Annotated in this window: 14 protein-coding genes; 5 read left to right on the top strand and 9 right to left on the bottom strand. The window is 64.7% G+C overall.

The annotated features are described in order from the left end of the window. Positions 1 to 77 precede the first annotated feature (77 nt). The 3 genes from HU735_RS00790 to HU735_RS00780 form a co-directional block, all read right to left on the bottom strand. Positions 78 to 521 (bottom strand): hypothetical protein, encoded by a 444-nt coding sequence (locus tag HU735_RS00790; protein WP_050703401.1) that lies wholly within the window; start codon positions 519 to 521, stop codon positions 78 to 80. 137 nt (positions 522 to 658) lie between these two features. Further along, positions 659 to 2,932, bottom strand: a complete 2,274-nt coding sequence (ptsP, locus tag HU735_RS00785) for a phosphoenolpyruvate--protein phosphotransferase (protein ID WP_186712048.1) — start codon at positions 2,930 to 2,932, stop codon at positions 659 to 661. A gap of 22 nt (positions 2,933 to 2,954) precedes the next feature. Beyond that, on the bottom strand, positions 2,955 to 3,434 hold the full coding sequence (locus tag HU735_RS00780; protein WP_028688498.1) for an RNA pyrophosphohydrolase: 480 nt from the start codon (positions 3,432 to 3,434) through the stop codon (positions 2,955 to 2,957). A 141-nt stretch (positions 3,435 to 3,575) separates the two neighbouring features. Here HU735_RS00780 and HU735_RS00775 point away from each other — a divergent pair, with 141 nt between their 5' ends. Beyond that, positions 3,576 to 4,232, top strand: a complete 657-nt coding sequence (locus tag HU735_RS00775; RefSeq protein ID WP_186712047.1) for an HAD family hydrolase — start codon at positions 3,576 to 3,578, stop codon at positions 4,230 to 4,232. Positions 4,233 to 4,352: 120 nt separating this feature from the next. Here HU735_RS00775 and HU735_RS00770 read toward each other — a convergent pair whose 3' ends face one another. Next, complete coding sequence (locus HU735_RS00770) at positions 4,353 to 4,778, bottom strand: DUF2269 domain-containing protein (RefSeq protein WP_186712046.1); 426 nt, start codon at positions 4,776 to 4,778, stop codon at positions 4,353 to 4,355. Positions 4,779 to 4,850: 72 nt separating this feature from the next. After that, positions 4,851 to 6,365: a threonine ammonia-lyase, biosynthetic gene (ilvA, locus tag HU735_RS00765; RefSeq protein ID WP_028688495.1), complete on the bottom strand. Its 1,515-nt coding sequence runs from the start codon at positions 6,363 to 6,365 to the stop codon at positions 4,851 to 4,853. 133 nt (positions 6,366 to 6,498) lie between these two features. Between ilvA and rpiA the strand changes: the two genes are divergently transcribed. After that, a complete protein-coding gene (gene rpiA / locus HU735_RS00760; protein ID WP_011536226.1) occupies positions 6,499 to 7,173 on the top strand; it encodes a ribose-5-phosphate isomerase RpiA in 675 nt (224 codons plus the stop codon). Positions 7,174 to 7,244: 71 nt separating this feature from the next. On the opposite strand, the gene HU735_RS00755 is transcribed toward rpiA, so the two are convergent. The 4 genes from HU735_RS00755 to HU735_RS00740 all read right to left on the bottom strand — a co-directional run bounded on the left by HU735_RS00755 (position 7,245) and on the right by HU735_RS00740 (position 11,396). Continuing rightward, positions 7,245 to 8,150: an SdiA-regulated domain-containing protein gene (locus HU735_RS00755; RefSeq protein WP_186712045.1), complete on the bottom strand. Its 906-nt coding sequence runs from the start codon at positions 8,148 to 8,150 to the stop codon at positions 7,245 to 7,247. A gap of 86 nt (positions 8,151 to 8,236) precedes the next feature. Further along, the gene (locus HU735_RS00750) at positions 8,237 to 9,157 is read right to left on the bottom strand and encodes an SdiA-regulated domain-containing protein (protein WP_186712044.1); all 921 of its coding nucleotides are present in this window, start codon (positions 9,155 to 9,157) and stop codon (positions 8,237 to 8,239) included. Positions 9,158 to 9,307: 150 nt separating this feature from the next. After that, a complete protein-coding gene (locus HU735_RS00745; protein ID WP_050707388.1) occupies positions 9,308 to 9,973 on the bottom strand; it encodes a fumarylacetoacetate hydrolase family protein in 666 nt (221 codons plus the stop codon). A 25-nt stretch (positions 9,974 to 9,998) separates the two neighbouring features. Next, entirely contained in the window at positions 9,999 to 11,396 is a 1,398-nt protein-coding gene (locus tag HU735_RS00740) for an FAD-binding oxidoreductase (protein WP_186712043.1), read from the bottom strand. A gap of 170 nt (positions 11,397 to 11,566) precedes the next feature. Between HU735_RS00740 and serA the strand changes: the two genes are divergently transcribed. From serA to HU735_RS00725, 3 genes are all read left to right on the top strand, one after another. Next, entirely contained in the window at positions 11,567 to 12,796 is a 1,230-nt protein-coding gene (serA, locus tag HU735_RS00735) for a phosphoglycerate dehydrogenase (RefSeq protein ID WP_050707386.1), read from the top strand. Positions 12,797 to 12,979: 183 nt separating this feature from the next. Further along, entirely contained in the window at positions 12,980 to 14,038 is a 1,059-nt protein-coding gene (locus HU735_RS00730) for a putative 2-aminoethylphosphonate ABC transporter ATP-binding protein (RefSeq protein ID WP_186712042.1), read from the top strand. A gap of 1 nt (position 14,039) precedes the next feature. Next, positions 14,040 to 15,764: a putative 2-aminoethylphosphonate ABC transporter permease subunit gene (locus HU735_RS00725; protein ID WP_186712041.1), complete on the top strand. Its 1,725-nt coding sequence runs from the start codon at positions 14,040 to 14,042 to the stop codon at positions 15,762 to 15,764. Positions 15,765 to 15,778 lie beyond the last annotated feature (14 nt).

The raw sequence follows: 15,778 nt of genomic DNA, 5'->3' as shown, positions 1-15,778 counted from the left end.
CTGGCATGAAATGCAAAGGCCGCGTCCTGTGAGGGGCGCGGCCTTTTTGTTTGCCTGGTGCGGATTGTGGGAGCGACTCAGCCGAACTGTTTCTGCTGTTGCTGCTGCCTGGCCACGACCTCCGAGGCGGTGACATAGGCGTCCTGGAACTCGTCGCTCTCCAGCCAGGCCATGGTTGCGTCCTCGTCGGCGCCGTCGAGCCATTTGCGGTAGGCGGTGAACACCAGGACGATGTAGTCGGTGGCGTGTTCTTCCTTGTGGCCCTTGAGCACCAGCGCCAGCAGCGGATCGACCAGGAATACCGAGATCATCGGCACCAGGCCGTTTTCCTGGGCTTCCTTCATCTTTTCGAACAGGCTGTTGTAGCTGCCCGACTCCATGGCCTTGTTGAACACCTGCTCGACACTGGCGCTGTCACCGGCGCTGGCCTTGACCGCCTGGCCGCTGCGTACCATGCGGTTCTGCTTGGCCTTGGTGGCGGCGCGTTTGGCGCGTTTCTGTTGTTTGGTGTTGGTGGCCATGGGGGCGGATCCTTGGACGACTGGTAAAGGCGCGTATTGAAGCGTAGTTGCCAGGGAAACCCAAGCAGGTATTCGAGATCGCCGGGGGGCTCTGCGCCCTTTTCGCAATACAAGGCCCGCAAAGCGGGCCCAGGACGTCAGAGGGTCTTGTTCGGCCCGATCATCCGCGCCAGGCCAAGGTTCTTCAGCGCCAGTTGCAGCGAGCTGTGGATAACCTGCGGGTTGTCATGGCTCATGGCGTCGGCCAGCAGTTCCTTGGCTTTGCCCAGGTTGATCTGGCGCAGCATCCACTTCACCTTCGGCAGGTTGGTGGCGTTCATCGACAGGCTGTCGAAGCCCATGGCCATCAGCAGGATCGCCGCGGCCGGGTCACCGGCCATCTCGCCGCAGATGCTCACCGGCTTGCCTTCCTCATGGGCGACGCTGACCACGGTCTGCAACGCCTGCAGCACCGCCGGGTGCAGGTAGTCGTACAGGTCGGCGACCCGCGGGTTGTTGCGGTCGACCGCCAGCAGGTACTGGGTCAGGTCGTTGGAACCGACCGAGAGGAAGTCGACCTGGCGCGCCAGTTCTCGGGTCTGATACACGGCGGCGGGAATCTCCACCATCACCCCCACCGGCGGCATCGGCACGTCGGTGCCTTCGTCGCGCACCTCGCCCCAGGCACGGTGGATCAGGTGCTGGGCTTCTTCCAACTCGTGGATGCCGGAAATCATCGGCAGCAGGATGCGCAGGTTGTTCAGGCCCTCGCTGGCCTTGAGCATGGCGCGGGTCTGCACCAGGAAGATTTCCGGGTGGTCGAGGGTGACGCGGATGCCGCGCCAGCCGAGGAACGGGTTTTCTTCCTTGATCGGGAAGTACGACAGCGACTTGTCGCCGCCGATGTCGAGGCTGCGCATGGTCACCGGCAGCGGGTGGAACGCCTGCAGCTGTTCGCGGTAGATCGCCAGCTGTTCCTTCTCGCTGGGGAAGCGCTGGTTGATCATGAACGGCACTTCGGTGCGGTACAGGCCGACGCCCTCGGCGCCGCGCTGCTGGGCGCGGGCCACATCGGCGAGCAGGCCGGTGTTGACCCACAGCGGCATGCGATGGCCGTCCGGGGTGATGCACGGCAGCTCGCGCAGGGCGTCGAGGCCACGGGCCAGCTGGCGCTCCTCCTCGACCACGTCGCTGTACTGCTTGCGCAGCACCTCGCCGGGGTTGGTGAACACCTCGCCCTTGTAGCCGTCGACGATCATCTCGATGCCGTCGGCCTTCGAGTACGGCAGGTCGACCACGCCCATGACGGTCGGGATGCCCATGGCACGGGCTAGAATCGCCACATGGGAGTTGCCCGAGCCCAGTACCGAGACCAGGCCCACCAGCTTGCCCTCCGGCACCTCGCCGAGCATGGCCGGGGTCAGCTCCTCGCTGACCAGGATGGTGTTGTCCTGGTAGACCAGCGACTGCGAACGGGCTTCCTGCAGGTAGGCCAGCAGGCGCCGGCCCAGGTCCTTGACGTCCGAGGCGCGCTCGCGCAGGTAGTCGTCGTCCATCAGCTCGAAGCGGTTGACGTGCTCGCCGACTACCTGGCGCAGGGCGCCCTGGGCCCACTGGCCGGTCTTGATGACCTCGACCACCTCGCCACCGAGGGCGGCGTCCTCGAGCATCATCAGGTACACGTCGAACAATGCGCGCTCTTCGGGGCGCAGCTGGGTGGCGAGCTTGGCCGACAGCTTGCGCATGTCCTCGCGCACGCCTTCAAGGGCGTTGCTGAACAGCTTGAGTTCGTTGTCGATGTCCTCGACGGTGCGGTCCGGCACCACCTCGAGGTCGGCGGGCGGCAGCATCACCACCGAGCGGCCGACAGCGGCGCCCGGGGAGCCTGGCACGCCGACGAAGCGGGCCTCCTGGATACCCTTGCCCTGGCGGCCCAGGCCGCGGATCGAACCGGTCGCCTCGGCGTGGGCGATAACCCCGGCGAGCTGGGCGCTCATGGTGACCAGGAAGGCCTCTTCGCCTTCGTCGAACTGGCGGCGCTCCTTCTGCTGGATGACCAGTACCCCCACCACGCGGCGGTGGTGGATGATCGGCGCGCCGAGGAAGGAGGCGAATTTCTCTTCGCCAGTTTCGGCGAAGTAGCGGTAGCGGGGGTGGTCGGCGGCGTTCTCGAGGTTCAGCGGCTCCTCGCGGGTGCCGACCAGGCCGACCAGGCCCTCGTTGGGGGCCATGCTGACCTTGCCGATGGAGCGCTTGTTCAGGCCCTCGGTGGCCATCAGCACGAAGCGGTTGCTGTCCGGGTCGAGCAGGTAGACCGAGCAGACCTGGCTGCCCATCGCCTCCTTGACGCGCAAGACAATGATACCCAACGCCGTCTTGAGATCTTTGGCGGAGTTCACTTCCTGGACGATCTTGCGCAGCGTATTGAGCATGGCTCGGGGTCGGACTCCGTCGTCAGTCGCGCGTCAGCAGGCGCGGGGCTAGCTCTTTCAGGGCGCGGCGGTATACCTCGCGCTTGAATGTCACCACCTGGCCCAGCGGATACCAGTAGCTGACCCAGCGCCAGCCATCGAATTCCGGTTTGCCGGTGAGGTCCATGCGCACCCGTTGCTCGTTGCTCACAAGGCGCAGCAGGAACCACTTCTGTTTCTGGCCGATACACAGCGGCTGGCTATGGGTGCGCACCAGGCGCTGGGGTAAACGATAACGCAACCAGCCACGGGTGCAGGCAAGAATTTCCACGTCCTGGCGTTCCAGGCCCACTTCTTCGTTCAGCTCGCGGTACAGGGCATCTTCCGGCGTCTCGTCAGGGTTGATGCCACCCTGGGGAAACTGCCAGGCATCCTGGTTGATCCGCCGAGCCCATAGCACCTGCCCGGCATCATTCGTGAGAATGATCCCGACATTGGGGCGAAAACCATCCGGGTCGATCACGGCAGCAACCTCGCAAACGCATGTCAACGCATTGTTCCACAAAGCCCGAGCGCGCAGCAACGCGCCCGCCAAGCTTATGTGCAGCGAGGTGAAAACTCCGTATTCTGCGGGACTCTTCCGTGGCTGATGCGAGTGACCGCGATGCGCCTGGCTTTATTCGACCTGGACAATACCCTCCTCGGTGGCGACAGCGACCACGCCTGGGGTGACTACCTGTGCGAGCGGGGCATTCTCGACCCGGTCGCCTACAAGCAACGCAACGATGCCTTCTACCAGGACTACCTCAACGGCACCCTGGACATGCAGGCCTACCTGGCCTTCTCCATGGAAATCCTCGCGGTCAGCGAGCCCGCGCAGCTGGAGCAGTGGCACCGCGAGTTCATGCGTGACTGCATCGAGCCGATCATCCTGCCCAGGGCCCTGGCGTTGCTGCAGCAGCACCGCGAGGCGGGCGACCAGCTGGTGATCATCACCGCCACCAACCGCTTCGTCACCGCGCCCATCGCCCGCCGCCTGGGCGTGCGTACCTTGCTGGCGACCGAGTGCGAGGTGCGCGAGGGTCGCTACACCGGGCGTAGCACCGATATACCCTGTTTCCGTGAAGGCAAGGTGACGCGGCTTGCGCGCTGGATGCTGGAGAACGGGTTCGACCTGGAGGACAGCTACTTCTACAGTGACTCGCTGAACGATGTGCCGTTGCTGGAGGTGGTGGCGAACCCGGTGGCGGTGGATCCGGATCCTAAGCTGCGGGCTGAGGCCGAGCGGCGGGGGTGGCCGGTCATTTCGTTGCGCGATTGAAGGCCTGATCGCGGGGCAAGCCCGCTCCCACGATCTGAACTGCTTCCGGGCGTTGGATCAATGTCCAATATCTTGGGCGCAACTCGATCTGGCGTGGGAGCGGGCTTGCCCCGCGATGCTTCAGATCGGCTTGGCGCCCATCAGGCCCGCGATGGACAGGAAGCAGACACCACTGAACAGCGCCAATGCCAAGGTGAACTTCAACCCCACGGTTTCAGCCTTGCGCATCCGGTTCAACCGCACCACCAGCCACCACACGGCAAACGCGCCCAGCGTATAGATGACGCTGGACGCCAGCACCCAGGTCTGCCCCAGCGGCCAGCCGACCAGGTGCACCAGCCACCAGCCGGTGAACGGCATGCTCACCAGGCACAACCCCATCAGCAGCCAGACGAACACCAGCGGTCGGCGCAACAGCTTGCCGTAGGCCTCGGCATCGCCCTGGCGGCGGGCGCGGACAGTCCAGATCGCCAGGCCCAGGCCGCCCAGCAGCAACAGGGCGGTGGCGAGGATATGCAGGGTCTTCAGGGTGGTCAGGTGTTCCATTTCGTGATCGTCCTTCTTGCTGGCGGCTTCATCGCGGGGCTAGCCCGCTCCCACGAGGTCCGTTTGGCGTGTTCAGCCCAAGAATAGCTGGTAGGCCGGATTCTCGGTCTCGTCCCAGTACGGATAGCCGATCTTGGCCAGCGCCGCCGGCACCAGGTGGCGCTCCTCCTCTGGTACCTGCAGGCCCGCGACCACGCGGCCATCGGCGGCGCCGTGGTTGCGGTAGTGGAACATCGAGATGTTCCAGCGCCCGCCCAGCTTGTTGAGGAAGTTGAACAGCGCGCCCGGGCGCTCGGGGAACTCGAAGCGCAGCACCATTTCGTCGCTGGCCCCAGCCGAGTGGCCACCGACCATGTGGCGGATGTGCAGCTTGGCCAGCTCGTTGTCGGTCAGGTCGGTGACCGGGAAGCCTTGCTCGGTCAACTGCTGGACCAGCGCCGCACGAGGGTCGGTTTCCGGGTGGGTCTGCACACCGACGAAGATATGCGCTTCATCCGAGGTGTGCTTGCGGTAATTGAATTCGGTGATCTGACGCTTGCCGATGGCCTCGCAGAAGGCCTTGAAGCTGCCCGGGCGTTCCGGGATGGTCACGGCGATGATCGCCTCGCGCTTCTCGCCCAGCTCGGCGCGCTCGGCCACATGGCGCAGGCGGTCGAAGTTGACGTTGGCACCCGAGTCGATGGCCACCAGGGTCTGCCCGGCAACGCCCTTTAGTTCGACGTACTTCTTGATGCCGGCCACGCCCAATGCGCCAGCAGGTTCGGTGATCGAGCGGGTATCGTCGTAGATATCCTTGATCGCCGCGCAGATCTCGTCGGTGCTGACGGTGATCACCTCGTCTACATGGTGACGGCAGATGTCGAAGGTGTGCTGGCCGATCTGCGCCACCGCCACGCCATCGGCGAACAGCCCGACCTGCGGCAGCACCACGCGCTCACCCGCGGCCATGGCGGCCTGCAGGCAGTTGGAGTCGTCCGGCTCGACGCCGATCACCTTGATCTCGGGGCGCAGGTACTTCACGTAGGCGGCGATGCCGGCGATCAGCCCGCCCCCGCCGACCGGCACGAAGATCGCGTCCAGCTGGCCCGGGTGCTGGCGCAGGATTTCCATGGCCACCGTGCCTTGCCCGGCAATGGTGTGCGGATCGTCGTAGGGGTGGATGTAGACGAAGCCCTTCTCCTCCACCAGCTTCAGCGAGTAGGCCAGCGCCTCGGGGAAGGTGTCACCGTGCAGCACCACCTTGCCGCCCCGGGAGCGCACGCCTTCGATCTTGATCTCCGGGGTGGTCTTGGGCATGACGATGGTCGCCTTGATCCCCAGCTCCCGCGCCGCCAGGGCCAGGCCCTGGGCGTGGTTGCCGGCGGAGGCGGTGACCACGCCGCGGGCCAGTTCCTCGGCGCTCAGTTGCGCGAGTTTGTTGTAGGCCCCGCGGATCTTGAACGAGAACACCGGCTGCAGGTCCTCGCGCTTGAGCAGCACCGTGTTGCCCAGGCGCTTGCTCAGCTGCCCGGCGCTATGCAACGGGGTTTCGACGGCAACGTCGTAGACGCGCGAGGTGAGGATCTTCTTGACGTACTGTTCGAGCATCGGAAAGCATCACTGGGCCGCGGGACAAGGGCTGGGAGTCTACCGCAGCGTCACGTCGGGCGACCACAGCAAAGCCGCGGGAGCCGTTATACTAGGCAACTTTGAAATCCGCCCAGCCCCTCCCGGAGCCCGCATGACCCAGGACCAACTCAAACAGGCCGTCGCCCAGGCCGCCGTCGATCTCATCCTGCCGAAACTGGATGAGAAAAGCGTCGTCGGCGTCGGTACCGGTTCGACTGCCAACTTCTTCATCGACGCCCTGGCCCAGCACAAGACCGCCTTCGACGGCGCCGTCGCCAGCTCCGAGGCCACCGCCCAGCGCCTGAAGGGCCATGGCATCCCGGTCTACGAGCTGAACAGCGTCAGCGAGCTGGAGTTCTATGTCGACGGCGCCGACGAGAGCGACGCCCACCTGAACCTGATCAAGGGCGGCGGCGCGGCCCTGACCCGCGAGAAGATCGTCGCGGCGGTGGCCAAGACCTTCATCTGCATCGCCGACGCCAGCAAGCTGGTGCCGGTGCTGGGCGCCTTCCCGCTGCCGGTCGAGGTGATTCCGATGGCCCGCAGCCATGTGGCGCGCCAGCTGGTCAAGCTGGGCGGCGACCCGGTCTACCGTGAAGGTGTGGTGACCGACAACGGCAACGTCATCCTGGATGTGCACAACCTGCAGATCACCAACCCGGTGGAGCTGGAGAGCCAGATCAACGCCATCGTCGGCGTGGTCACCAATGGCCTGTTCGCGGCGCGTCCGGCGGATGTGCTGTTGCTGGGCACCGCTGAAGGCGTGAAGACCCTCAAGGCCGAGTAAGCCTCATCGCGGGGCAAGCCCGCTCCCACGGTGGGAGCGGGCTTGCCCCGCGATAGCGTCAGCCCAGGCAATCAATCAGCCGGCTGCTTGAACACATAGAACAGGTTCGGCTCGCTGACCAGGTAGATGGTCCCGGCGTCGTCCATCGCAATACCCTCCGCCTGCGGCACGGTCTGTTTCAAACCCTGGAATCCCTTGCGCAGCGACAGCGTGCTAAGTGGCCTGCCCTTCACATCCAGCTCCAGCACCAGTCGCGACTCGTCCGACAGCGCCAGCAGGTGCCCGCTGCGTTCGTCGAACTGCAGGCTCGACAGGTCCCTCACGAACAGCCGCCGGTCACGCTTGCGATCCTGCACCACATGCACGGCATAGGGTTTGTCGGGATTGTCATGGGGAAAGCCATGCACCTCGTAGATCATCATCGGGTCCCGCTCCTTGGCCACGAACAGGCGCTTGCCCGCCGAGTCGTAGGCCAGTCCCTCGAAACCCTTGTTGCCATTGAGGCCGATGCCCAGTGACAGCTGCTCGGCATCGTTGGCGTCGAGGAACAGGGTGTCGTCGTCCAGGCGCACGCGAATCAGCCGCTGCTGGCGCTCGTCGGTGATCACGTAGCTGTTCGGCCCCACATATTCCACCGCCTCGGGGTCGCCGAAGCCGGTCAACGGCACGCGGCGCAGGATGCGGCCGTCCAGCGACAGTTCGATCAGTTCCGAGCGGGCATTGGTGACGGTGAACAGGCTCTTGCGGTCGGGGTCGTAGGTTAGCGCTGAAATGTCGTCGTCCAGCCCGACGATGGGCTGCGCTTCGATCGCCACCTGGTAGCGGTCCAGGCCGATGCTCTGCTCGGCCGGCTGCCACCAGGTCTTGAGGTTGAACCAGCCCCGTTCGAACAGGCGGAACTCATGCCCGGCGGCGCCCAGGACGAGCAGGGCAACAAGCACGATGAAGGCGAAGATCAGGCGAAGGTGGCGGCGCATGCGGTCGGACTCGGCGAAAGGAGCACGTATCTAACCACTATCAACTGAAGCAAAGCTTAATGCCACCATCAGAAGTTTCTGATCGATCAGTGCTTCCTGAAGCGATAGAACAGGTTGGGCTCGCTGACGATGTACAGGTTGCCCTGGTCATCCATCGCCACGCCTTCGGCCCGGGGGATGGTATCAGCCAAGCCATTGAAACCGCCCAACAAGGTCATGAAGCTGACCTGCTCACCTTTCTCATCCAGCTCGAGCAGCATGTTGGAGTCCGCCGACAGTGCCAGCAGATGCCCGGTGCGCGGGTCGATGCCCAGCGCGGACAGGTTGCGCAGGTCCAGTTCGTCGCTGGGCAGCGCCTGCTTCTCACCCTTGAGCGGGCCGTGGCCATCGGTGCTCCAGATGAACATCTTCGGTGGCCGCTCGGCGCCGATGATCAGTCGCTGGCGGATCTGGTCCCAGGCAATGGCTTCGAAGCCCTTGTTGCCATCCTCGGTATCGCCCAGGTCATGGGGCTGGTAGTCGGCGCGGTTCAGCGACGTCGTGGCGGCATCCACCTTGACCAGCGTCAGGTCATGGTTGCGCTCGTCGACAATGGCGATCTGGCCATTCTCGAGTACCGCCACGCCTTCCGGATTGGACCAGCCCACCAGAGGCATCTTGCGCAGCACGTCACCGTCGAGGTTGAGCTCGACCAGGAACGGGTGCTTGCCCATGACCGCGAACAAGGTGCGGGTGTGCGGATTGAACGCCAGGTCCGACGCCTCGTCACGTTCCATGCCCGGCAGCGGCTTGGCATCGATGTCGGCCACGTAGTCCGGCAGCCAGATGCTTTCCTGGCGCTCGGCCTGGCTTTCGAAGCCTTCCTTTATCCACAAAAGGCCACGGTCATCCCAGTGCATGGCCACCACCAGGCCATAGGCGATGATCGCCAGCGCAAGCAGCCACAGCGACCAGCGGGTGATCAGGCGTCGCTTTGGCGGAAGGGATGCGCTGGAAGGGTTGGTCATCGAGTGGAGATCCTGAAAGTCGGCGGCAGCGTGGTCGCCACTGTCGGCAAATGAAGTTAATAGATGAATTATCCGGATCAATTGTGAAAAAAACGACAAATCCTACCGGAACAGTCAGCGACGACGGCATTGCACCGTCGTCGCCCGGAGTCAAAGCACCCGGCCTTCGAACCGGCTTGCGCCGGGAAGTTCCAGAACCAGCTCATCGCCGACATTGAACGGCCCCACGCCCGCCGGGGTGCCGGTGAGGATGACATCGCCGGCCTGCAGGGAGAAGTGCGTGGCCATGTGCTGGATCATCGGTACGATCGGGTTGAGCATCAGCGCGCTGTTGCCGTCCTGGCGCACTTCGCCGTTGATGGTCAGGCGGATGCCGATGTCGGTCAGGTCCTCGAAGGTGCCGGCCGACACGAACGGCGGCAGCACGCAGGCGCCGTCAAAGCACTTGGCCAGCTCCCAGGGCAGGCCCTTTTCCTTCAGTTTCGCCTGCACATCGCGCAGGGTCAGGTCCAGCGCCGGGGCAAAGCCGGAGATGGCGTCGAGCACCTCTTCCTCGGAAGGGTGGGTGGACAGGGGTTTGCCCAGCAGCACGGCGATCTCCGCCTCGTAGTGCACCGAACCGCGCTCGGTCGGGATCTTGAAGCCGCCTTCCAGGGGCACCACGCAGCTGCCGGGCTTGATAAACAACAGCGGCTCGCTGGGGATGGGGTTGTCCAGTTCCTTGGCATGCTCGGCGTAGTTGCGGCCGATGCACACCACCTTGCCCAGCGGGAAGTGGATGCGCGTGCCGTCTACGTACTGGTGCTGGTAACTCATGGCCGACTCCTGTGAATACTGCTTTTTATTCGGGAGCGAAGATCTTACCCGGATTCATGATGCCGTTCGGGTCGAACACCGCCTTGATCGCCTTCATGCAGGCGATCTCCTCCGGTGAGCGGCTGTAGCCCAGGTAGTCGCGCTTGGTCATGCCCACGCCATGCTCGGCGGAGATCGAGCCGTTGTAGCGCTCGACGATCTCGAACACCCACTTGTTGACCTTGGCGCAGGAGGCGAAGAAGTCGTCCTTGCTCATGTGGTCGGGCTTGAGGATGTTCAGGTGCAGGTTGCCGTCGCCGATATGGCCATACCAGACCACTTCGTAGTCCGGGTAGTGCTCGCCGACGATGGCGTCGATATCGCGCAGGAAGGCCGGCACCTTCGATACGGTGACCGAGATGTCGTTCTTGTACGGTGTCCAGTGCGAGATGGTCTCGGACAGGTACTCGCGCAGCTTCCACAGGTTCTTCAGCTGGGTTTCGCTCTGGCTCATCACGCCATCGAGCACCCAGCCCTGCTCGACGCAGTGCTCGAAGGTGGCCAGGGCCTCGTTGGCCACCTCCTCGGTGCTGGCTTCGAACTCCAGCAGGGCATAGAACGGGCAGTCGGTTTCGAACGGCGCGGGCACATCGCCCCGGGCGAGGATCTTGGCCAGGCCCTTGTCGGAGAAGAACTCGAAGGCCGTCAGGTCGAGTTTGCCCTGGAAGGCGTGCAGCACCGGCATGATCGCGTCGAAATCGGGCGTGCCCAGCACCATGGCGGTGAGGTTGCGCGGCGCGCGGTCCAGGCGCATGGTCGCCTCGACCACGAAGCCCAGGGTGCCTTCGGCGCCGATGAACAGCTGGCGCAGGTCGTAGCCGGTGGCGTTCTTGATCAGGTCCTTGTTCAGCTCGAGCAGCTCGCCCTTACCGGTGACCACCTTCAGCCCGGCCACCCAGTTGCGGGTCATGCCGTAGCGAATCACCTTGATCCCGCCGGCGTTGGTACCGATATTGCCGCCGATCTGGCTGGAGCCGCTCGAGGCGAAGTCCACCGGGTAATAAAGGCCCTGGTCCTCGGCGAACTGCTGCAACTGGCGGGTGACGACCCCCGGCTGGCAGACCACGGTACGGTCGAATTCGTTGAAGGCGAGGATCTGGTTCATGTAGTCGAAGGCCACCACCACCTCGCCATGGGCGGCCACGGCGGCGCCCGACAGCCCGGTTCGTCCGCCCGACGGCACCAGGGCGACCTTGTGCCGGTTGGCCCAGCGCACGATGGCCTGCACCTGCTCGACGGACTTGGGGAAGACGATGGCGCTCGGCGCCGGCGGGTAGTGCTTGGTCCAGTCCTTGCCGTAGGCCTCGAGCGAGGCCGGGTCGGTGAGGACCTTGCCAGGGTCGACCAGGGTCATCAGCTCATCAATTACCACGGACGGGGTCATCGCTGGAACTCTCGACTTATTCATAGTCACCCTGAGCACGCTTCACCTGTCGGGATAAGCTCAGGTTGTGTCGCGTATGCTAGCATAGCCCTCCCGCCGTTCGTGCTAAGGCCGACGCCGCGCCGCTCCACTCTCCTCGCCATTTTTCTCCGGGATACAGGTTTACGCAGATGAGCAAGACTTCTCTCGACAAGAGCAAGATCAGGTTCCTTCTTCTTGAAGGTGTGCACCAGAACGCGGTCGATACCCTCAAGGCTGCCGGCTACACCAACATCGAATACCTCACTGGTTCGCTGCCGGAAGCCGAGCTGAAGGAAAAGATCGCCGATGCCCACTTCATCGGCATCCGTTCGCGCACCCAACTGACCGAAGAGATCTTCGACTGCGCGAAGAAACTGGTCGCGGTCGGCTGCTTCTGCATCGGCACCAACCAGGTCGACCTGGAAGCGGCCCGGGAGCGCGGTATCGCCGTGTTCAACGCCCCCTACTCGAACACCCGTTCGGTGGCCGAGCTGGTGCTGGCCGAAGCCATCCTGCTGCTGCGTGGCATCCCCGAGAAGAACGCTTCCTGCCACCGTGGCGGCTGGATCAAGAGCGCGGCCAACTCCTTCGAAATCCGTGGCAAGAAGCTGGGTATCGTCGGCTACGGCTCGATCGGCACCCAGCTGTCGGTCCTGGCCGAGAGCCTGGGCATGCAGGTGTACTTCTTCGACCCGCTGACCAAGCTGCCGCTGGGCAACGCGGTACAGGTCACCAGCCTGCACGAGCTGCTGGGCCTGGCCGACATCGTCTCGCTGCACGTGCCTGAGCTGCCGTCCACCCAGTGGATGATCGGCGAGAAGGAAATCCGCGCGATGAAGAAGGGCTCGATCCTGATCAACGCCGCCCGCGGCACCGTGGTCGAGCTGGACCACCTGGCCGCCGCGATCAAGGACAAGCACCTGATCGGCGCCGCCATCGATGTGTTCCCGGTCGAGCCACGCTCCAACGACGAAGAGTTCGAAAGCCCGCTGCGCGGCCTGGACAACGTGATCCTGACCCCGCACATCGGTGGTTCCACCGCCGAGGCCCAGGCCAACATCGGCCTGGAAGTGGCCGAGAAACTGGTCAAGTACAGCGACAACGGTACCTCCGTGTCGTCGGTCAACTTCCCGGAAGTGGCCCTGCCGGCCCACCCAGGCAAGCACCGCCTGCTGCACATCCACGAAAACATCCCGGGCGTGCTCAGCGAGATCAACAAGGTGTTCGCCGAAAACGCCATCAACATCTCCGGTCAGTTCCTGCAGACCAACGAGAAGGTGGGCTACGTGGTGATCGACGTCGACGCCGAGTACTCGGACCTGGCCCAGGAGAAACTGCAGCACGTGAAGGGCACCATCCGCTCGCGCGTACTGTTCTGAGTTTCACTGCGTCATGAAAAGGGAGGCCCTGGTGGCCTCCCTTTTTTATTCGGCTAACGCCTGAAAACCGGATGGCCACTACAAAAATCCACCAATACCACTATCACTCGTTTTTGCCCCCTCGCCACACAACCGTCTCACAGCCTTCCTAGCATGGCCCCATCTCTTCGATGAGGCCTTGCCATGAACAACGCCACTCCATGCGCACAGATGAAAGTGCGCGGTATCCACAAGCGCTTTGGCGCCTTCACCGCACTCAACGACGTCTCCCTCGACATCGCCGCCGGCGAGCTGGTGTGCCTGCTCGGCCCGTCAGGCTGTGGCAAGACCACCCTGCTGCGCTGCATCGCCGGGCTCGAGCGCCAGGACCGTGGCACGCTGTACATCGGCGACCGTGACATCTCCGAGCTGCCACCCCAGGCCCGCGACTACGGCATCCTGTTCCAGTCCTACGCCCTGTTCCCCAACCTCACCGTCGAAGCCAACATCGCCTACGGCCTGACCGGCAGCAACCGCGAGGCCTCGCGTCAGCGGGTCGGTGAAATGCTCGAACTGGTCGGCCTTGCCGGCAGCGAGAAGAAGTACCCCGGCCAGCTGTCCGGCGGCCAGCAACAGCGCGTGGCCCTGGCCCGCGCCCTGGCGCCGTCGCCATCGCTGCTGCTGCTCGACGAGCCGATGTCGGCGCTGGACGCCCGTGTGCGCGAGCACCTGTGTACCGAGCTGCGCCAGTTGCAGCGCCAGCTGGGTATCACCACGCTGATGGTCACCCATAACCAGGACGAGGCCATGCTGATGGCCGACCGCATCGCCGTGATGAACAACGGCCAGGTCGAGCAGTACGCCACGCCCCAGGAAATCTACGACCAGCCGGCCACGCCGTTCGTCGCCGAATTCGTCGGCCAAGGCAACTGGCTGCCGTTCCAGCGCAGCGGCGACAGCCATGCCCAGGTCGGCGGCCTGCACATGCGCCTGGCGGCCAATGCCGCCGGTGCCAGCAGCGGCCGGCTGTTCTGCCGGCCCGAGGCGATCACCGTCAACCCGGTTGTCCACGAGGAAAACCTGTTCCCGGCGAAGGTCCGCGAGATCACCTTCCTCGGCAACCGCTGCCGCATGAGCTTCGAGTTCAAGGCCCTGCCGGGCCACGCGTTGCTCGCGGAGCTGGCGCCAGAGGCGATGCCGCGCCTGGGTTCGCAGGACATCTGGGTGGCGCTGCCGCCGCAGAGCCTGCAGGTGTTTGCCTGAGATGGCCGCGCCCATGACCCTGCCGCTCACCGCCGCCAAGGCCGCACCTCGCAATGGTGTCGCCCTGGGGGACCGTCTGTTCGTGGTCGGTGGCAAGAGCCTGTTGCTGATCCTGCTGGTGCTGGCGGTGCTGATGCCGCTGCTGGCGATCTTCTGGCGCGGTTTCAGCGCTGAAGCCGGGCAGGGCGGCGGCCTGCCGGCTGCCCGTGAGTTGTTCGCCAGCGAGAACTTCCACTGGCTGCTCGGCAACAGCCTGTCGGTGGCCTTCACCGTCGCCGCCATTGTCGTGCCACTGGCCTATCTGTTCGCCTATGCCCTGCAACGCACGCTGATCCCGGTCAAGGGCCTGTGGCGCGGCATCTCGCTGCTGCCGCTGCTGGCGCCGTCGATGCTGCCGGCCATCGCCCTGGTGTACCTGTTCGGCAACCAGGGCCTGCTGCGCGGGCTGCTCAGCGACAATATCTACGGCTTCTGGGGCATCGTCCTCGGCGAGGCCATCTACACCTTCCCTCACGCCCTGATGATCCTGCTTTCGGCGCTTTCGCTGGCCGACGCGCGGTTGTTCGACGCCGCCTCGAGCATGGGGGCCGGCCCGGCGCGGGCATTCTTCAGCATTACCTGGCCGGCCACGCGCCAGGCGGTGTTCGCCGCGTTCTGCCTGGTGTTCACCCTGACCATCACCGACTTCGGCGTGCCCGTCGTGGTAGGTGGGGATTACCAGGTGCTGGCTCTGGAAGCCTACAAGGCCGTGGTCGGCCAGCAACAGTTCGGTCGTGGCGCGCTGATCGGCATGGTGCTGCTGGTGCCGGCCCTGCTCAGCTTCGCCGTCGATGCCTGGTTGCGCCGTCGCCAGGGCGAGGCCATGAGCGGCCGCGCCCAGGTGTTCGAGCCCAAGCCGTCGCGGCTGCGCGATGGCTGCTTCCTGGCCATCGTGCTGCTGGTGTGCGCGGCACTGCTGGCGGTGATCGGCATGGCGGTGTACTCGTCGCTGGTCAAGTTCTGGCCGTACAACCTGTCGCTGTCGCTCAAGCACTACATGTTCGAGGACACCGCCGGTGGCGGCTGGCTGGCCTACCGCAACAGCGTGACCATGGCCATCGGCACCGCGCTGATCGGCAGCGTGGTGATCTTCACCGGCGCCTACCTGATGGAGAAGACCCAGGAGCAGCGCCTGCTCAACCAGCTGCTGCGCTTGCTGAGCTTCATCCCGATGGCGGTGCCTGGCCTGGTGCTGGGCCTGGGCTACGTGTTCTTCTTCAACCTCAACGGCAACCCGCTGCATGTGTTCTACGGCAGCATGGCGCTGCTGGTGGTGTGCACCATCGCCCACTACCTGACCACCGCCCAGATGACCGCCACCACCGCCCTGCGCCAGCTCGATGGCGAGTTCGAGGCCGCCGCGCTGTCGCTCAAGGCGCCGCTGTACAAGCATTTCATGCGGGTCACCGTGCCGATCTGCCTGCCGGCGCTGCTGGACATCATCCGCTACCTGTTCGTCTCGGCGATGACCACCGTGTCGGCGGCGATCTTCCTGTACAGCCCCGACACCATCCTCGCCGCCGTCGCCGTGCTGAACATGGACGACGCCGGCAACGTCGGCGGCGCCGCCGCCATGTCGACCCTGATCCTGCTCACCAGCGCCGCCGCATCCTTGCTGCTGGCCGGTGCCTCACGCGGCCTGCTGCGCCGCTCCCAGGCCTGGCGCCAGCGCGCCCCAGGCCATTGACCGACTGCCCACAC

This window comes from Pseudomonas sp. BW16M2 (assembly GCF_014268865.1).
Lineage (GTDB): Bacteria > Pseudomonadota > Gammaproteobacteria > Pseudomonadales > Pseudomonadaceae > Aquipseudomonas > Aquipseudomonas peradeniyensis.
This window is presented reverse-complemented; position numbering and strand designations above follow the sequence as displayed.